General features: G+C 70.0%; 7 protein-coding genes. All 7 read right to left on the bottom strand.

What is annotated here, in order from left to right:
* Positions 1–2: 2 nt before the first annotated feature.
* A complete protein-coding gene (locus MMF96_RS04915) occupies positions 3–1688 on the bottom strand; it encodes an RDD family protein (RefSeq protein WP_256882750.1) in 1686 nt (561 codons plus the stop codon).
* Positions 1689–4208, bottom strand: coding sequence for a DUF3488 and transglutaminase-like domain-containing protein (locus MMF96_RS04910; RefSeq protein ID WP_256882749.1), 2520 nt, complete (start codon positions 4206–4208; stop codon positions 1689–1691).
* Entirely contained in the window at positions 4205–5536 is a 1332-nt protein-coding gene (locus MMF96_RS04905) for a DUF58 domain-containing protein (protein WP_256882748.1), read from the bottom strand. Before MMF96_RS04905 ends, MMF96_RS04910 begins: the two co-directional genes overlap by 4 nt.
* A 17-nt stretch (positions 5537–5553) precedes the next feature.
* Positions 5554–6525, bottom strand: a complete 972-nt coding sequence (locus MMF96_RS04900; RefSeq protein ID WP_176615564.1) for a MoxR family ATPase — start codon at positions 6523–6525, stop codon at positions 5554–5556.
* A 112-nt stretch (positions 6526–6637) separates the two neighbouring features.
* Positions 6638–12766, bottom strand: coding sequence for an Ig-like domain-containing protein (locus MMF96_RS04895; protein WP_256882747.1), 6129 nt, complete (start codon positions 12764–12766; stop codon positions 6638–6640).
* Between the two features lie 300 nt (positions 12767–13066).
* Entirely contained in the window at positions 13067–19189 is a 6123-nt protein-coding gene (locus MMF96_RS04890) for an Ig-like domain-containing protein (protein ID WP_256882746.1), read from the bottom strand.
* Positions 19190–19466: 277 nt separating this feature from the next.
* A complete protein-coding gene (locus MMF96_RS04885; protein WP_256882745.1) occupies positions 19467–20396 on the bottom strand; it encodes a hypothetical protein in 930 nt (309 codons plus the stop codon).
* Between the last annotated feature and the right edge of the window lie 6 nt (positions 20397–20402).

Here is a 20402-nt window from a genome sequence, read left to right as displayed (position 1 = left end):
GCTCACGCGCGGCCCACTTGGAAGGAGCGGTCGCCGAAGTGGACGGTGGCGCCCACTTCGGCCAGTGCGGCCGTGCCGCCCTGCAATACGGATTTCCGCCCGGAGGCGTCCGTGATGGCGCTGCCGTTGGTGGAATTCCGGTCCGTCACCCACAGGCCCTCGCCGGAGACGCTGACGTGCAGGTGTGTCTTGGAGACGGACCTGCTGGAGTCCCGGACCGGGACAAGGTGTTCAATCATCTCCCCATCGTATCCGGCGGGGTTGCGGCCAATGAGTGCCACCGACCGGACCTCCTCGGTGCTGCCATCGTCAAATTCCAGGCGCAGCGCGGACCCGGACGCGACGGGGCGGACCCGGGTTGCGCCCAGACTCCCCTGCTCCCCCGTCTCCTCTGCGGCCGCTGAGGCACCGCCGGCAGGGTTGCCCCGGGCAGGGTTGCTGCCGGCCGGCCTGGCAAACGGCACGCCCGTGATGGGGCCGGATTCGGGCACCGCGAAGCCTTCCGGCGGCGCGCCGAACGCCGCCCCGTCCGAGGCCGGGGCGGCGGGCGGGGCAAAGGGGCTGGCCGGTGCGGGTGCGGCGCCGAAAGCCCGGGCCGGGGCACTGTCCCGGGCCGGGGTGCCGTCCTGCCGGGCCTGCCCGGCGAATCCGGGGTCCGGGAGCGGCGCCGTCGGACCCGTCTGTCCGCCCGGGCCTGTCTGTCCGCCCTGGCCGGTCAGCCCGTCCTGTGCTGTGGGCTCGGACTTCCCCGGCACCAGAGTTTGTGCCGGCGCGGGGGCCTGGCTGCCGGGCCAGGCTTGGCTGCCGGGCCAGGCCTGGCTGCCGGGCCAGGCCTGGCTGCCGGGCCAGGACGGGGCGGCAGGCCGGGCAGGCACGCCGGGCAGGGGCGAACCCACCGGCGCAATGCCGGGCATGGCCGCCGGCACGTACGGTTCATGCCCGGCGATGCCACCGGTCTCCAGGGGGTTCCGGCCGGTCCTGACGTTGAAGACGAGGGTGTGGGCCACCTTGTCGTGCCAGCCCTGCCGCTTGCCGTTGCGGTCCCAGGCGTTGGAGATGACCACCACCACCGTGCCCACATAAAACGCCACCGAACCCACGGCTATGATCAGGTTGCGCAGGAAGATGGCAAGCACGCCCGCCGGCAGGCCGTCCATGCCGGTGGTGCGCAGTCCCAGCATGATGTTGCCGGGGGTCTTGCCCGTCCCGGCCTCCCAGAACCACAGCCACAGCCCGTACACCAGCGAGAGCACCGCGGCGGTGCCGGTCAGGATGGCCAGCCACGAAAAGTCGATGGTCCGGTAGCCGCCGGATTCCCTGACGGACAGCAGGGCGGTCCCCACGACCAGGGCAGTGCCCAACAGGATGGCGGGAAGGAGGGCATCGATGACCTTCGCCGCCAGGCGGCGGCCCGCGCCGCCCGCGGCCGGCTCGGAGGTGGCGGCGAACTGCGCGTTGCCGGCCACCTGGACGGGTTCCACGAGCGGTCCGGCCGGCTGCATGCCGACCGGGATGACGCCCGGCACTGCGGCGCGGGAGCCCTGCGAGGGGCGGCCCAGCGGGACGGAATCCGCGGCCGGCGAGGCAGCCCGGTTGGCCACCGCCGCCCCACACAGCGTGCAATAGGCCGAGCCGGGTGCCAGCTCCGCCCCGCAATTTCGGCAGCTCTCGGCCACTTTCCGCGCCATTTACCTTGCACCCCTTCGGGTCTTGTCCATCAACTTTGCCAGCCAGGATGTCCGCCCCGGCCCCACGGCAGCACCGTCGGCAGGGACGTTTTGCGCCGTCCCGCCCTTGGCCCGTGCCCGGGCATCGACCAGCAGCGACCGCGGCGAAAACCTTGCCCGCTGCCGCTTGAAAAATCCTACCGAGCCTTTCATGTCCCGTACGGAATGGTCCACGTGCGCCCAGTAGTCGGCCACTTCTTCCTCGCTGGGCTGGCCCGGCCCGAAGATGGCCGCGTCTGCACGCGCGGCCAGGACCGCCGTCGCGGCCCGGCTGTCCGGGAAGTCGCTGTACAGGGCCTGGGCATGCTCCCGCCGCGTGCCGTTGGCGTCCAGCCCCGCGCCGAGGTCGGTGGCCAGGCTTGCCACTTCAGACCAGCCGCCGCTCACCCGGTCCGCGGGGAGCCCGGTGGAAAAGCGCCTATTGCGGCGCCGGGTCTTCAGCAGCACCACCAGAAGCAGCGGCAGCACCAGGACCACCACGGGGATCGCCGCGACGCCCAGGACCATCAGGATGGCGCCCAGGATCCCGGCCGGGTTGTTCTTCTTGCCGTTGGTGTCCAGGGCGTCCGGGGCGGTGTCCGGCGGCAGGTCCGCCGGCTCCTGCGGCGGGGGCGGCGGCTGGAGGACCTGCGGCTTGGGCTTGGAGGCGTTCTGGGGTTCCGGCGGGTTCGGCACGTGGTTCTTGTCCGGGGTGGGGTTGAACGGCACCCAGCCCACCCCGGCGAAGTTCACCTCAACCCAGGCGTGGACGTCGTCGCCCTTGATCTGGACGGTGCCGGCGCCGTTGGCCGGGTCCTTCTCATCCAGGTGGAAGCCCATGACCACACGCGCCGGGATGCCCAGCTGGCGGGCCATGAGGACCATGGCGGTGGCGTACTGTTCGTCGTCGCCCACCATTTGCTTGCCGGAGAGGAGCTTGGTGATACGGGCGGCGCTGTGCCCGGAGGTGCTGGGCACCTGCCCTTCCAGGCCGTTGCTGAACTTGCCTTCGCGTTGCAGCGCCCCTTCCAGTGCCAGCACCTTCTTCAGGGGGGTGTCCGCCTCACCCACGATGTCGTTGGCCTTGGTGGTGACCACCTGCGGCACGTTTTCCAGCTTGGGCAGGCGCACCGAGCCAAAGTCGGCCGTGGCCAGCTTCTTCGTGTCCACCTGCGGGACCTCCACGTCCATGGTGTAGCTGTCGCCCTGGCGCACCCCGGCCAGGTCCAGGGCCGTGCCGGAATCCCTGTTCAGGTACAGGGTGGGGGTGGGGCCGGCGGCGCTGTGGTAGCTCAGGCTCTGCGCCACGGACATGCCGGGGATCCAGGGACCCGTGTAGTCCCCGATCTTCACGCCGACGACGAGCGCGTCACCGCCCGCGGGCTGGTGGAGTGCGCGGGGGTCCCCCACCGGGGAAAACGACGCCGAACTGTTGGGGTCCACGTTGAACACCACGCCGTCGTAGCTGTCCAGGGCGGCCAGGCGGATGCGGCCGTTCTTGGGCAGCCCGTCCACCGTAAACAGGACCTTGTCCTTTTCATTCTTGACGTAGTCCCTGAACCGCATGAGCGGCGACGGCAGGTTGTGCAGGTCCGGCGGCGGCACCACGGTTTCGCGCAGCACGTCGCGGCTGGCACTGGTGGTCAGGGCCGGTGCGGCGGCCATCGTGACCGCCCCGGCCACGAGAACCATGCCGGCGGCCAGGCCGAGGCGGCGCAGCACCGAGGTGCGGGCTGCGGCCGCGTCGTGGACGGGCTGGTTGGCGGAAATGGCACGTGCGGAACTTCGGCGGAGCATCTCGTGCCGGTAGGCCAGCCAGGCGATGGCTCCCGCGGCGAACAGTGCCCCGCGCAGCACGGGAAAGAATGTCTGGGCCGTCCCCAGGGCAATCGCGGCGACGAACAGGGCCATGGCCGGCACCACTGCCCAGGCGGCCCTGCGCAGGCGCCACGCCAGCGTGCCCGCCACAATCGCCGCCACAAACGCGGAGAGGTACGGGACCACCATGACCTCGACGCTGGCGCCCACCGGCGGGGCGAGCGTCAACAGCTGCTTCCAGGAAAGCATGATGCCCAGCAGGAGCCCGCGCAGGGATGCCAGGCTGGGAATGAACCCTGCAATGGCCTCCCCCGTGGCCGCCAGCGCGCTGCCGAAGACCAGGTACACGCCCAGGGCCAGCCCGGTCATCGTCACCAGGCCCAGCCGCCAGTGCGCGCCGGCGGCCGCCACGGCGATTCCCAGGACAATGCCGCCGAGCCCGGCCAGCAGGTAGCGGGGGTCATGGCCAAAGGTGGGGCCAAAACCCAGGACCGCGATCCCCAGCAGCACGGCCAGGACCGCGGCGTCGATGGCAAAGTGCCACCACGCCCTGCCGCCGGAGAACGCCGACGGGAGTCGCGGTTCCAGGGGGCGCGCCGTGGGCGTTCCGGATCCCGGCGCGGCGGCCGCCCTGCGGGATCCGCCGGTGCCCTGCCCGGCGGCTGCGCTTCTGCGCCCGCTCATGCCACGGCCTTTCGCAGGACTGCCGGGAGGTCGGAAAGCTCGCCGAGGGTGAGCACCGTCAGGTCCGCGATGTTGGCCCGGGCGGACTGTGCACCGTCATGGCAGCGCACGGCGAAGGCCCGCACGCCCGGGGGCACGGAGGCCGCGGCGCTGCGCAGCTGCGTCGGGGTGACCTTGGAGCCGACCACGAAGAACACGACGGAGGCGTTGGGCACGGAGTCGGAAAGCGAGCGGGCCAGGTCCACGGCGGTGCCGCTGCGGTTGTTCCCGGCGAGCCGGGTCATGTCGTCGAGCATGTTTTTTCCGGTTTCACAGCGGATGGGGCCGCGCTGGGTCACCACGCTCAGCTCGCGGGCCTCCTTGATGGCCTGCCTCCCCAGGGAGGCGGCCGCCGAGATGGCCAGCTCAAAGTCCGCCTCGGCCGTGTATTCGTCCGTGTTCACGGACAGGGCCACGGCCATGTGGGCGCGGCGCGTTTCCTCGAACTGGCGCACCATCAGCTTGCCCGTGCGGGCCGTGGTCTTCCAGTGGATGTGGCGGCGGTCGTCGCCCGGCACGTAGTCGCGCAGGGCGTGGAAGGAGACGTCGGCGCTGGACAGCTCGGTGGTCGGCAGGCCTTCCAGGTCCTTCAGGAAGCCGGCGGCCGGACCCTCCAGCGCGGTGGTGCGGGGATGGACAAACAGCTCTGTGGGATCCGTCCACAGCAGCGCGCGGCGCAACAGGTGCAGGGGGTCGGCGCGGACCGAGCGGACCGGCCCCACCGTGATCACGGCGCGGCGCGTGGTGGGGATGGTGAACAGGTCCCCATGCACCTGGCCCGGCTTCATCCGCGGCAGGTGGAACAGTGCCGTGGCGGCACCGACGGGCAGCTCCACCGTCGACGGCAGCACGTGCCGCGTGGACGCATTGGTCACCGCGATGCTGCCCACGGCGCTGTCCCCCACGGCCACGCGGGTGCGGGCGAGGTCCAGCTTCACGGTGTACAGGGAGTTGCCCACGATGAACCCGATGGCGATCAGCAACAGAAGCGAGCCCAGCAGCGCCGCAACCTTGGCCTCCTGCCAGCCGAGGGCGGCCCCCACAACCCAAAGCAGCACGACGGCGGAAATCACCACCGCGCCCAACGCGCTGACCATCGCCAGGACGGGGACCACCCGGCGGACCAGCCAGGCGCGGGCCTTCCCCCAGGCGGGGGCCGCATACAGTTCGCCCACCTTGACCGCTTCCGCCCACACCGACGTGGGGTGGAGGCGCGTGGGTGCCCCGTCGCGGTGGAACGGCCGGGCCAGGACGGACCCCGCCCGTCCTACGCTGGATTTGATGCTCATGCTCTCCCTTGTGGCGGTCAGGCCGTGGCGCGCTGCTGCGGCGCGGCCACCTCGGCCAGGACCCGCCCGAGCACCACCTCGGGGGTGGCACCGGCAAACTCGGCTTCCGGGTCCATGACGAAGCGGTGGGTCCAGACGTAGGGTGCCAGTTCCTTGATGTCATCCGGCAGCACGTAGTTGCGGCCCTTGGCTGCGGCCCAGACCTTGGCCATGCGCACCATGGCGATCGCGCCGCGGACGGATACGCCCAGGCGGGTTTCCGGGGCGTTGCGGGTCTCCTCGCACAGGCGCGAGACGTACTCGAGCACGGCGGCGTCGGTGTGCGTGGTGGACGCGAGGTCGGCCATCTCCGCCACCGCCTGCGGGGTGATGATGGCCTGCAGCGTGGCCGTCCTGTCCCGCTGGCTGGAGCCGGAGAGCAGTTGCACCGTGGAGGCGTGGTCCGGGTAGCCGATGGAGGTCTTGATGAGGAAGCGGTCCAGCTGGGCCTCGGGCAGGCGGTACGTGCCCGCCTGTTCAATGGGGTTCTGGGTGGCCAGCACCATGAACGGCCGGCCGGTCTCATAGCCGGCCCCATCCACGGTCACCCGGGATTCCTCCATGACCTCCAACAGCGCGGACTGCGTTTTCGGGGAGGCCCGGTTGATTTCATCGGCCAGCACGATCGTGGCGAAGATCGGTCCCTTGTGGAACTCGAAGACCTGCGTCTTTTGGTCATAGATGGTGACGCCGGTGACGTCCGAGGGCAGCAGGTCGGGGGTGAACTGGATGCGTGAATGCGTGCCCTTCACCGTGGCCGAAAGGGCGCGGGCCAGCATGGTCTTGCCGGTGCCGGGCGCGTCCTCGAACAATACGTGCCCTTCGGCCAGCATGGCGGAGAGTGTCAGGCTGACCACGTGCGCCTTGCCCAGGACTGCCTGGCCCACGTTGGCAACCAGCTTTTCAAAGGTTCCGGCGAACCAGGTGGCCTGTTCCGGCGTCATGGACATGCTGTTCCCTCTTTCGATCGTGTCGCAGCGGTGCAGCCCCACTGCGCTAGAACCTGCGTTAGTTTATCCAGCCATTGGTGTAACACGCCATTTGCGCCCGGCGGCGCCGCCGTCAGCACGGCTTGCTCCCGGAGGTGAAGAACACCGTGTCCGCCCGCACCCACCGGTTCGACGTCGGCCCGCTGGTCATGTGGTACCAGCCGGTGGTGCCCCACGGGCTGCCGCATTTGTCGATGGCGACGGAGCCGTTGGAATAGGACAGCCAGGGGTAGCCCGGATTGGTTGATCCTCCGGGCACGCCGCCGCAGGTCTTGGGCGGGCCATAGCTGAAAATGTCACCCTGGCCGGTGCCCTCGGTGCAGGAGTTGTTGGTGGACTTCAAGACGCGCACGGTGTTCTTCGGTTGAGGCGGATCGGGCTTGACGCCGCTGTAGGCCGTCACTTTCCTGATCGGCCCGAGCGTGCCGGCGGAGTTCCGGGACTGGGCCTGGATGACCACGCCCCGGGAGTATCCTCCGGTGCCCACGGAGCCGCTGCCTGACGACGCAGTCTTCCAGCCGCTCCAGGCATTGTTGCCTTCCTTGATCCGGACACCCGTGGAGTCAACGGCGCCGGACGGTGCAGTCCAGCTGTAGTACGCGGACTGGTCGCCCTTGGAGCTGCTCTTCGGGCTCAGTCCGGGCGTGCCGGGTGTGCCGTAGGGGGTGACGGCATTGGACGGTGCGGAGGCGTTGCCGGCCGTGGCAAATGCCGACGACTTCGCGTACACGGTGACCCTGGTGGATGCGCCGTTGGGGGCGGGCACCTGGCTGCCCGGGTTGACCACGTAGTCGGCGCCGGTGGAGGTGACCTTGGCATGGTACGTCAGCTCCCCGGCGGAGGAACCGCCGGTGGCGGTGCCGCTGAGGCGGGAGAAGTTGACGGTGATGCGCCCGCCCGCGCCTCCGGTGTTGGCAGCGGCGATCTTCACGTTCTGGACCTGGCCCGGCCTGCTGACCGAGCGCCGGGGCGCCGACGCTGCACTGGGGTTGGATGCCGCCACCTCGGTGGTGGCCACCACGCGGAAGGTGTAGTTCCCGGTGCCGTTGGGCAGGTGGACCGTGGCCGTGGGCGAAGTGGTCGTGAGCGATCCCTGGGCGGCGCCGTTGAGGTAGGTGGTCAGGGTGTAGTCCTTCAGCATGCCCCCGTTCAGGTTCGGCTGCCGCCAGTCCACGCGGACCTGGTTTTGGGTGCCCACCGTGTCCACCAGCGTGGTGGTGGGGGCGGCGGGGGTGAACGGCTTGCCGGCAGGCTTGACCGGGGTGGCGGTGTACGGGCTCCAGTTGGAGGGTTTGGGCGCACTGTTCACGGCCTGCACGCGGAAGGTGTAGGCCACCCCGTTGCTCAGGCCGGTCCACGTGAGTTTGTTGCCCTTGACCCCCGTTTTTTGCGGGTTCTGCCCGGCCGGGGTCGGTGAGATCTGGACGTTGAACGTCTTCACCGGCGAATATTCGCCCACGGGGGTGGTCCAGCTGACGTCCAGCGTGGTGTCCCCGCGGACGATCTTCGGCGCTGCCGGGGCGTCCGGCTGCTGGTCCGGCACGGCCTTGGCCGAAGCGGGCGAGTATTTGGACTCCCCCACCGCATTCGTGGCGCTGACGGTGAACGTGTATGGCGTGTTGTTCCCCAGGCCGGTGATGAGGCAGGTGTTGGTGGCGCATGCCTGCCTGGCACCGTCGCTGCGCAGCACCGTATAGCCGGTGATGGGTGAGCCGTTGTCCACGGGCGTGGCCCATTTGAGCATGACCGCCCTGCTCTTGACCTCCACGATCCGCGGGGCCGCCGGGGTGCCGGGCTTGCCCTTGACGTTGAGCGTGAGGCGGCCTTCCACCCAGCGCGCATGGTCTCCAGTCTTGTCCTGGACGGTGTAGCTGACTGCCACGTTGCCGGTAAAGCTCGCGGGGGCGGTGACGTTGACCTTGTCCCCGGACACGGCCACGGCGGTGTCCGCCGGCCCGGTCAGCAGCCGCGCATCCACAATCTTCAGCGGCGTGTCCGGGAAGGGGTTGACGTCATTGGCCAGTACCGGCACGCTTTCCAGGCGCCCGGCATGGGCGTCCGGCACGGAATCGGCGTTGGCCACCGCCTTGGGCTTGTTCGACGACGTCACGGTCACAGTGACTGCGGCCTTCACGGCCGGGTTGTGCCCGTCGGAGACCTCTATGCCCACCGTTTGCACGGAGCCCAGGGGTGCGCCCTTCCCCGCCGAGATGGACAGTGTGGTTCCGTCGAGCTTTGCCTTGAGGCCGCCCGGCACATCGCCGGACAGGCTGAACTTCAGCGGGTCCTTTTCCGGGTCGCTGGCCAGCAGGGCCAGGTTGGTTTCGGTGGCATCAAGTTGGGCCACGTCCAGTGCCGTGCCGGAGAGCTTTGGTGCGAGGTTCCTGGCCGGTGCCGGCAGCACGTCGGTCATGACCGTGAGCGTGGACTTCAGGCCGGAGGGGTCGTCCGGGCCGGTGCCGTCGGTGACTTCAAAGGTGATGGAGCCGGGCCCGTAAAAGTCCGGGTTGGCCCGGTAGATGATGGCGCTGCCGTCCTTGTCCAGCACGTCCGTCCCGGCCGCACCCACCAGCTTGACCTTGTCCGCCTGCGTGATGCGCGGCGTGTGGCCCTCGCGCACCTTGACGTATTCCAAGATGTTCAGGGTGGCCGTCTTGCCGGCCTGGACTTGGATGACGTCCGACTTGGCCAGCACCGGGTACTGCTGCCCCAGGCCCGGCACCCAGATGATGGCCGTGGAACTGAGCCTGTCCCGGTCCGTCACGGTGTACGGCACCATCTGCGGGGCCTGCGTGAGGCGGACCTGGATGCTGCCCCCGGCGTTGACCGAAGCGGTGTCGGTGGGCCGGGCCAGCGAGACCTTCAGGGCATCGGCGACGCCGTCCGGGTCTTCGTCATTTTTCAGCACGGGCACGTTGACCGTGTTGCGGCCCAGCGCCTCCTGGGTGGTGACGGTGTCGTCCCGGGCTATCGGGGCGCGCAGCGGGGCGTTGGCGGTGACGTCCATGCGGATGTTGGCCCGGTCCGTGGCCCCGGCGGGATCGGTCACGGTGTATCCCATGGTGGCGGTGCCCACGGCCTCGGGTGCGGTGACAATGACCCTGCCCTGCGCGCTGACGTGCGGCGCCATGTCCTTGGGCCCGTTGAAGCCGTTTTTGACGACCGCGAGCCGGTCGCCGTCGGGATCTGAATCGTTCAGCAGCACGTCCAGGGCCACCGGGCGGCCCGGGCGCATCGAGATGAAGTCGTCCTCGGCCTGCGGCGGGCGGTTCGTGGAGCCGGCCTTGGCCACGCCCACTTCCACGGTGCCCACGGCCTGGGCACCGAGGCGGTCACGGACCTTGTAGGTGAAGGTGTCCGTCCCGGCGGCATTGCCGGCCGCGGTGTACAGGATGAACCCGTTGCCCGGAACGGCGGTGCCCAGGGAGGGCGCGGTGTCGATGCCGGCCAGCTGGACGGAGTCGCCGTCGGGGTCGGTCCCGTCGAGCGGGATCTGGATCCGGACCGCCCCGCCGGCGATGACCCGGCCCTTGACGTCCTGGGGATCGGGCGGCAGGTTGTGGGCGGGGTCGGCGGCGATGACGTTGATGGTCACGTCCGCAGAGTCCGACTGGCCGGAATCATTGGTGACCTTGTACACGGCGGAGACGCTGCCCGCCGTCGGGCCGGCGAGGAAGCGCAGGGTGTCCTGGTCCACCCAGAGCCGGCCGGCAGCCGTGTCCGGGGCCTGGGTGATTTCGGGGTGCTTGAGCACGTCGCCGTTGGGGTCGGTGTCGTTGGCGAGCACCGGGATGCGCACCACGTCGCCCACACGGACGTTGACGGCGTCGGGGTGCGCCACGGGGGGCTGCAGGGTTGACGCCGCCGGGATGCGGAGCACGGAGATGGCGCCGGTTGAGGTGCCCTGCCCGTTGGCGACGGTGTAGTGGATGGTCACGGGCCGGCCGGGGTCGTTGAGGTCGCTGACCTTCACGATGTGGTGGTCCAGGACGCTCGCGCTGACGCCGGCCTCCGCCGGGGCGTCCACCGACGTGACCACGAGGACTCCCCCGGCCGGGTCTGTGTCATTGCCAAGGACGTCCACCAGGGTGGAGCCGCCCACCGGCAGCAGGGCGGTGTCCTTCACCGCGATCGGGGCCGAATCCTCCTGTGACGGCACCACGTCCACCCGGATCAGGCCGGTGGCGCTTTGCGGGCCGTTGGTCACCTGGTAGGTGAGGTAGGCGGCGCCGACGGTGTCGGAGGAAAAGGTAAACGTGCCGTTGTCGGCGATGGGGCCGACGGTGCCCGTGGCGGGCTTGTCCACACTGGCCAGCCGCAGTTCGCCGCCGGACGGGTCCTGGTCGTTCTTCAGGGGGGCCACGGTCCCCTTCTGGCCGGCCGTCACCCGCAGGTAATCGGCATTGGCGACCGGTGGGACGGCGCCGGCAGGCTTGACACTGACCTTGATGGTTTTTTCCGTGACCGCCCGGTTGTCGGAGACCTTGATCGTGACGGTCTTGGGGCCGGTGTCCTGGCCGTTGTCCAGGTAGCTCAACTCGCCGTCGGGGGTGAACTTCACCTGGCCGGTGGCGTCGCCGGGCTTGGCCCCGACCAGGAAGATGTCATCGCCGTCGGGGTCGATCATGTCCGCCAGCACATTCTGGGTGATCGACTGGCCCTGGGCCACCACCATCGTGGTGGCGCGCAGCGAGACGGGCGCGGAGTTTTCGCTGTCCGGCACCACTCGGACCGAAACGGAGCCCTTCGCCGTGCCGCCGCGGCCGTCGTCGGCGGTGTAGGCAAACGATTCGGTGCCGGCGGCGTTGGCGTCGGTGGCCATTTGCAGCCCCGTGCCGCCGTAGACCGTTTGCACCGTGCCAAGGCTGGTGGCCGTCGCACTGTCGCTGACCGTCAGGACGTCCCCGTCCGGGTCGGAGTCGTTGTACAGCACGGGCAGCAGCGTGGTGCTGCCGGCCCGTACGCCGTAGCTGTCCGGCATGGCCACGGGCGGGCGGTTCGGCTTGGTGCGGTCCGGCAGTGTGTTCACCACGTTCGGGTCCGAGGATTCCTTCTCGGCGTTGTCCGTGGTCTTTTGGGCGGCGGTGAGGTCCTTCCAGTTGTTCACCAGCATGAGGTTTTGGTTGACGAGCCAGACGTTGCCGCCGGCCATGTCGTTGAGCACCACCACGTCCCGGTTTTGCCGGAACACCAGGTCGGACTGCCCCGACGCCTTGGGGATGGACACGGGCTTGGGGTCCTGGCCCTGGCAGTACAGCAGGTATTTGTTGGCGCCGTTCCACGCCGCGTGCACACACCCGTCCTGTTGCACGGGGGCGATGGCCCGGCCCGTGGCGCCGGACGGGACGGTGGTGCCCTGGCCGCCGTCGAGCGGCTGGACGGCCAGCCCGTGGCCCGTCTCCACGGCGACGAAGTTCCCGGCCGCGCTGCGCTGCTGGACCTTGCCGTCGGCGCCGCCGGGCACCGTGGCCTTTTTGTTTCCCGGCAGGAACAGCGTGCCGCCGGCGGGGTCAAACACCACCGGCTTGTTGCCCACCACGGTCAGCTGCAGGGTGCCGGAGTCGGGGAGGCCGTCGATCGTGGCATCCCTTGACTCCAGGACCGTGCCGTCGGCCGACACCCGGGAGGTGGTCAGGACGGCCGACTTCGCATCGAGGACAAAGACGTCGCTGTTGCCGCCGTCGTCCTTAAGCCCGACGGCGGCCTGCACGTGGGTCTTCTTCGCCGCCAGGGGCTTGCTGGTCTTGTCATTGAACGAGGACACCCCGGCCTGCGGCAGCGCCCACACCTTGCCGGCGGCGGGATCGGCGATGACGGCCAGGTCCGTGCCAAGTGAAACGTGCTTGGAGCCGGCCAGGGCGGTGTCGTCCCCCAGCGCCATGGCGGGCACGTCCACCTGGTTCAGCAGCGTGCCGGAATCGTTGTCCATGAACACCGTGCCGCCCTGCTGGAGCACATCGAAGCCGGACGTGGTGGCCGTGAAGCCGCCGTCCAGCACCTTGGACTGGGCGTTGAGATGGCCCACCATGTTCATGCCACGGTTGGTGACCCAGACGCTGCCATCGTTGAGGTCCACGTCCGCGGTGTTGAACCCCGGGTAAATGATGGCACCCGCCACCACTGCCGCCGAGACCGCCACGGCGGCAGAGGCCGAAAAGAGCTGCCTCCTGCCACTTTTGCCCGCCAGGCGCTGCAAAGCCATGAAAACCCTTACCCCCGCCCGGTCCCCAGGACCGGGTATGCAAATACTGCCGAAAAAGACCCGCCGCGCGAATCCGGACCCGCCGCTGCGGGGCCGGATGCACGGCTCACCAGTTTAGTGTGCCCATAATTCCATTCGGCGTGCAATGGACACTTCTCCCCATGGCAGGCACCGGGGTCCGGGATTCGGCGGTGCAGCTTCGGCGGGCTGCAACCCCGCCAGGCCGCCGAAGCTGCACCGTCAATGTGGCAGGGCGCCGGAGCCGGGGTCAGTCCGGTCCGGCCAGGGCCCGGGAGCGGGTCAGCAGGGCCCCATCCCGGACGGCGGTCCGCCCAGATAGGTGTGTGAGGCCTCCACGTAGCGGCCCACGTTCTGGTAGGAGCCGGGCTCAATGAGGAAGTACGGGACCACGTTGCCGTTTGAATAGGGCGTGGCGCCCGACGGGTCGACGCGGTTGATGTAGCACCTGACCACCATGTTCTGTCCCGGGTACTCCCAATAAGGGGCCCAGTTGCCGCCCGTTCCTTGGCAGTAGTGGTCTGCACTCCAGTCGCGGCTGGTGGGCGAGGATTCGGTGCAGCTGCGCGACACCACGCCGGGATTCAGCGACGTCTCCCACTGTGCGGGCGGGCCGCTCGTGGAGGTGGCGGAGCCGGCCGCGCCGCAGCCGCCGAGGTTGCAGGCCCGCACCGACAGGGTCCGGCTTTGCCCGTTCTTGCCCGTCTGCTCGCTGTAGGACGTGGCCATCCCCACCCCGTTCCAGCCGCTGCCGGTGTTGACCTGGTAGCCGGAGATGGCACGGCCGTTGCTTGCCGGCGCCTGCCAGCTCCAGTGCACCGCGGTGTCACCGCGGCTGCTGGTGCCGCCGTTGACCGACACCTGGGACGGCACACCGTAAGGGGTGACGGCGTTGGACGGGGCGGACGCGTCGCCGGCCGTGGAGCTGGACCCGGTGGAGCCGACGGCGTAGACCGTTGCGCGGATGGACTGGCCGTTGGACGCCGGCAGCAGCACGCCGGAGGACACGCCGCAGTGGTCCGTGCCGCCCAGGTTGACGCAGTAGCTGATCTCGCCGGGTGAGTACCCGTTCATCTGGTTGGCTGACAGCGGCGTGAAGTCCACCCGGACCTGCCCGCCGGCACCACTGGTGTTGGTGGCGGTCAGCCTCGGCGCGTTCATCATGGCGGGCTTGCCCACCGCCCGTTGTGCGGTGGACGCGGCGCTGCGGGTGCCGGTGCCGGCCTTGTTGGTGGCGGAGACGTCGAAGCTGTAGGGCGTCTGTGAGTTGTCAACGTTCACGGTCTGCATGGTTTCCGCGGTCTGGATGGTGTTGACCACGGTGCCGCCGCGCAGCACCCGCAGGGTGTAGTGCGCGATCGGTGCACCGTTGCTGTCCGGCGGGTTCCAGCCCACCTGCAGCTGGCTCTGCGACCCCAGGGCGGTGGCACCGTTGATCTGCGGCGCCGCGGGCCTGCCGGGTTTGCCGGCCGGCACCACGCCGGCCGAGTAGGGGCTGAAGCCGGACGGCTTCCTGGCCTTGTTCCAGGCCTGGACCCGGAACTGGTAGGTGGTGCCGTTGGCCAGCCCCGTCCACGTCAACGTGTTGCCCTTCACGTCGCTCCGCTGGGGGTTCTGCCCGGCCGGCGCCGGGGAGATCTCCACGGTGTAGTGGGTGACGGCCGAGTAGTCGCCGACGGGCGTGTTCCAGGACAACGCCACGGATTGGTCCCCAAACGTCACCATGGGCGCGCCGGGCGCGTCCGGGGCGGCATCGGGCACGGCCGTGGCGGAGGGGCCCGACGGCGCCGAGGTGCCGACGGCGTTGGTGGCGGACGCGGTGAAGGTGTAGCTTTGGGCGTTTTTCAGCCCGGTGATGACGCAGGTGTTGGCGCCGCACTGCTGGCTGCCGCCGGCCCAGGCCACGGTGTAGGAGGTGATGGGTGAACCGTTGTCCGCCGGCGTGGGCCAGCCCAGTGACACGGCCTTGTCCTTTTCTTCCAGGATGCGCGGCGCCTGTGGCGTGTCGGGCCGGCCCTTGATGGTGACGGTGAGCCGGCCGTTGACCACCCGGGCGGCGTCCTTCGTCTTGTCCTGGACGCTGTAGCGGACCACCACGGTGCCCTTGAAGTCCGGGCCGGAATTGACGGTGACGGTGGAGTCCGTGTGGGAGACCGTGATCCCGGCGCCGCCGCTTTCCAGCTGCGTGCCGATGACCTTCAGCGGTGTGTCCGGGAACGGGTTGACGTCATTGGCCAGGACGTTGGCGGTTGCCGGGCGGCCGGCCTGGGCGTCGGGCACCACGTCGTCGTTCGCCACGGCCTTGGGCCGGGTCGACGACGTTGCTGTCACCACGATGTTGGCGGTGACGGGCGGGTTGTGGCCGTCGCTGGCGGACACGGCGATGCTGCCGCTGACCCCCGGCCTGGCGTCCGCCGAGGCCGTCACCGTCAGCCGGCTGCCCGAAAGCGCGGCCTTGAAGCCCGGCGGCGCCGCCCCCGCCAGCTTGAACTGCAGCGGGTCGTTTTCCGGGTCTTTCGCCAGGCGGGCCAGGTCCTGGACGGCGGATTCGTCCTGCGCCACGTCCAGCTGCGTGCCGTTGAACCTTGGCGGCAGGTTCTTTGACGGCGCCGGCGTCACGGTGGTCATGACCGTCAGGGTCGACTTCAGCCCGGCGGGATCGTCCGGCCCGGTGCCGTCCGTGACCTCGAAGGTGATGGAGCCGGGGCCGTAAAAGTCCTGGTCGGCCCGGTAGATGATGCCGTCGCCGTTCCCGGTGGCGGCGTTGGTTGACGGGGCACCGATCAGGGTGATCTTGTCCGCCTGCGTCAGCCTCGGCGTGTGCCCGGCCCGCACCTTGACGTAATCGCTGAGCTTGAGGCTGGCGCTTTGGCCGGCCTGGACCGTGATGGGTGTGGTCTTGGCGAGCACGGGGTACTGGCTGCCCAGCCCGGGCACCCAGATGATGGCCGTGGAGCTGAGCCTGTCCGGGTCGGTGACGGTGTACGGGATCATTTGCGGCGCCTGTGCCAGCGTGACCCGCACCGTGCCCGAGGCAGTCACTGTGGCGGTCTTGGCATGCGCGGGATCGACGGCGACGGACAGGTCCGAGGCCACGCCGTCGGGGTCCTCGTCGTTGCGCAGCACCGGTACGTCCACCGTGTTTTTGCCTAGGGCCTGGGCGGCCGTAACGAAGTCGTCCCGGGCGATCGGCGCCTTGAGCGGGGCGGTGGGGCTGACCGTCATGCGGATGTTGGCCTGGGCCGTGGCACCGGAGGGATCGGCCACGGTGTAGCCCATTGTGGCAATGCCGGATTCCGCGGGCGAGGTCACCACCACGCCGCCCTGGTCCCCCACGCGCGGCTTCATGGCGGACGGGCCGTGGAAGCCGTTTTTCACGACCGCGAGCGGGTCGCCGTCGGGGTCGGTGTCGTTGGCCGTTACGTTGACGGCCACCTGCCGGTTGGGGCGGACGGTCAGGTAGTCGTCCTGCGCCTGGGGCGGGTGGTTGGTGCTGCCCTGGGGCGCGATGCCCACGCGGACGGTGCCCGTGGCCGAGGCGCCCAGCCGGTCCCGCACCGTGTACGTGAAGGTGTCCGTGCCCGCGGAATTGCCCGCCGCGACATAGTTGATGTAGCCGTTGCCGGCGACGGCTGTCCCCAGCACGGGTGCCTTGTCAATTCCGGTGAGCTGGACGGAGTCGCCGTCGGGGTCGATCCCGTCCAGCGGGACCACGATGCGTTCCTGCCCTCCGGCGATGACCCGTCCCTCGACATCCTTCGGGGCGGGCGGGAGGTTGTGGGCGGGGTCGGGGGCAATGATGTTGATGGTGACGGTTGCCGAGTCGGACTGCCCGGAGCTGTTGGTGACCTTGTAGACCGCCGTGATGGGTCCGGGCTTGGCACCGGCCAGGAAGCGCAGGGAGTCCTGGTCCACCCACAGCCTGCCCCGGGAGGCGTCGGGAGCCTGGGTGATGGCAGGGTTCTTGAGGGTGTTGCCGTTGGGGTCGGAATCATTGGCCAGGACGGGGATGCGCACCACGTCCCCGGCCCGGACGACGGCGGTGTCCGGCTTGGCGACGGGCGGCTGCAGGGTTGCCGGGGAGGGTATGCGGACGACGTCAATGATGCCCGTGGACGTGCCGAAGGCGTTGGCCACGGTGTAGTGCAGCTGCACGGGCCGGCCGGGGTCGTTGACATCGGAAATCTTCACGAGGTGGTGGTCCACCACGGCAGCGGACACGCCGGCCGTGGCCGGCGCGTCAACGGACCGGGCCACCAGCACGCCGCCGGAGGGGTCCGTGTCATTGCCCAGGACGTCCACCACGGCCGTGCCGCCGGCCGGCAGCATCGCCGTGTCCTTCACGGCAATGGGGGCCTTGGAGGCGTCGGCGGACACCACGTCCACCCGGATCAGGCCCGTGGCGCTCTGCGGGCCGTTGGTCACCTGGTACGTCAGGTACACGGCGCCCGGGGTGGAGGAGTTGAAGGTGAAGGTGCCGTCGTCGGCCGGGGCCGAGGTGGTGGCCGTGGCCGCCCTGCCCACGCTGGCCAGCCGCAGCTGCCCGCCCGCGGGGTCCTGGTCGTTGGCGAGCGGGGCCACCTTGACGGACTCCCCGGCCACCACGCGCACATGGTCGGCATTCGCCACCGGCGGCACGGAACCGGCGGGCTTGACGTTGACGGAGATCTTCTTCTCCGTGGTGGCGCGGCCGTCGGACACGGTGATGGTGACCGACCTGGCCCCGGAGCCTTGGCCGTTGTCGGCGTAGGTCAGCTGGCCGTCCGGGGTGGTCTTCACCTGGGCGGTGGCGTCCCCGGCCTTGGCGCCGACAAGGAAAAACTCGTCACCGTCGGGGTCGATCATGTCCGAGAGCACATTTTGGGTGATGGACGCGCCCTGCGAGACCACGATGGACGTGGCGCGCCGCGACACCGGGGCGTTGTTGGCCGACGCCGGCACCACGTGGACCGTGACCGGCGCGGACGCGGTGCCGCCCCGGCCGTCGTCGGCGGTGTAGTTGAAGGTTTGGGTGCCGGTGGCGCCGGGCGGCACCGTGACCTGCAGACCGGTGCCGCCGTAGACGGGCTGGACGGTGCCGAGCGCGGTCTTCTCCGGTTCGCCCTGGACCGTGAGGACGTCTCCGTCGGGGTCGGAGTCGTTGTACAGGACCGGCAGCAGCGTGGTGGCGCCGGCGCGGACGCCGAAGTCGTCCGGCTTCGCGATCGGCGGGCGGTTCGGCTTGGTCCGGTCCGGCAGGGTGTTCACGACGTTGGGGTCGGCGGAATCCCTGTTCGCGTCCTGGGCCTGCCGCAGGTTCACCTTCAAGTCGTTCCAGTTGTTGACGAGCACCATGTTTTGGTTGACCAGCCACACGTTGCCGCCGTTGACGTCGTTGAGGACCACCACGTCGCGGTTCTTGCGGAACACGAACTGCGCCTGTCCGCCGGCGTGTGGAATGTCCACCAGCGTGCCCTGCCCGCCGCAGGCCCGCACATACTTGTTGGCCCCCGACCATGCTGCGTGGACGCAGCTGCCCTGCACCACGGGGGCGATGGCCTTGCCCGTGGACGGCAGGGGCAGGACCGTGGCGGCCGAGCCGTCCAGCGGCTGGGTGGCCAGGCCCCGGCCGGTCTCAACCGCCACAAAGGTGCCGTCAGCGGAAGGCTGCTGGACCACGGCGCCCACGGCATCGGCCACGGCCGCCTGCCTGCCGCCGGGCAGGAACAGTTTCCCGGCCGACGGCGAAAACTCCACCGGCTGGTTGCCGGCCAGGGTCAATTGGACATCCTGCAGGCCCGCCAGGCCCGCCACCGTCGTCCGGTCCTGGGAGGCGACGGTGCCGTCGCTGTTCAGGCTGGTGGTGAGGAGCACGCCGGTCTTCGCGTCGACCGTGTAGATGGTGTCGTCCGGCGCCGTGACGGACACCGGGTGGGTCAGGCCGGTGGCGATGGGCGTGGTGGACCTGGCGTTGAACGAGGGCACGTTTTGGGCGGCGACGGCCCACACCTTGCCCTGCCCGGGGTTGGTCAGGGCCACCGTGTTGGTGCCCGCGGAGGCCTGCATCCCGCCGCCGAGCCGGGTTTCCGCCGCCTGGTCCATGAGGGGCAGGTCCACGGGATTCAGCACGGTGCCCCCGGAATCGGACATGAAGACGTTGCCGGCGTTTTGGACCACGTCAAAGCCGGCCGCCGTGGCCGTGAAGCCGCCGTCGAGCACCTGGGACTGGTCGTTGAGGTGGCCCACCAGCCCGTCCGAATGGTTGGTCACCCACACGCTGCCGTCGTTCAGGGCCACGTCGGCGGTGGTGAACCCCGGGTAGGCCATGGCGCCGGCAACCACTGCGGCGCAGACGGCCAGGGCGGCCGACGCCGTGAAAACCTGCCGTCTATTGGTTGAGGTGGGGAGCAACCTGTTAAATGCCATGAGAGACCCTTGCTGTTCCGGCTGATGGCGGCCGGAGGTAAACCAATGGTTGACTGCCGTGCCTGGCGGGCTGCTGCCCCCGGTCCCCCGACCTGCCGTGCAGCGTTCCCGGGATGTCACGCCCGGCACGGATCCGCCGTGCCGCAGCCTGTTCCCGGCGGTGCCGGCCCGGGGTTGGTGGAGGGCGCGGCGGTTCGGTGCACTCTCATGCTACCGGATTGCTCCACTCGGTGGGTTTATCGCGGTGGATTGTTTGCCGGGCAGTGGCGGGTGCGGCTCAGGGGTCCGTTGGGGTGCCGGGGGCGGGGGACGGTCCGGGCGCAACGCCGTCGGGCGTCCTCAGCACGGGGAAAAAGTCCGCCACGGCCTCCACGGCGCTCAGGTCCTGGGTGGTGCGGCCCAGCACGAAGATGGCGCGCTTGCGGCGGTTGGGCACCACATGCCCGCCGCCCACCACGGTGTAGAGCGTGACGGGTGCGCGCCCTGCCTGTGCAAAGGCCAGGCCCCGGACCCAGGTGCGCCCGCTCTCCGGGCGGTGCGGCAGGGCGGTTTGCACGGGAGCCTCCGTAATGCCGTTGCGGCGGGCAAAGTATTCGGCCGTCTCCAGCGCCGACGGCCCGGGGTTGCGTGCCCAGCGGCCCCACAGGGTGCCTTCCCCGCGGTACGGCACCACGAGGTCGCGGGTGCCGTGGATCAGCAGCACTGGCAGTGGCTGTGCCTTGTCTGCAAAGGCCAGCCCGCCGGGACGCGGCAGGGTGGCGCTGACGATCGCGGCGCCGTGGAGCCTGTCCGGAATTTCATGGATCAGCCGGATCACCATCTGCCCGCCGTTGGAGTAGCCGGCGGCGATCACCGGGACGGGCCCGTAGAGTGCGTGGAAGTGGTCGGCCAGCGCGGTGATGAAGGCGACGTCGTCCACCGTGTGGGCGTCGCGGGTGGCATGGTTCCACGCCTTCTTCAGCCCGTCCGGGTAGACCACGGCAACGTGGCCGCCCGCCGCGAGCGTGTCAAAGCTCTTGCCGCTGAAGGACCGCACCTGCAGTCCCGTCTGGCTTGAGCCGTGCAGCACCAGCAGCACCGCCGACGGCGCACCCGGCGTTTCCTGGCCGGCCGCCGTCGTCGTCCAGAACGTGCGCTCCCGGCCGTCGACGGTGATCTGCCGGCTGGTGATGCGCGTGTCAGGCCGGGCCTGTGCCTTCGCTCCCACGGCGGC

This window comes from Arthrobacter sp. STN4, from assembly GCF_024539665.1.
Lineage (GTDB): Bacteria > Actinomycetota > Actinomycetes > Actinomycetales > Micrococcaceae > Specibacter.
This window is presented reverse-complemented; position numbering and strand designations above follow the sequence as displayed.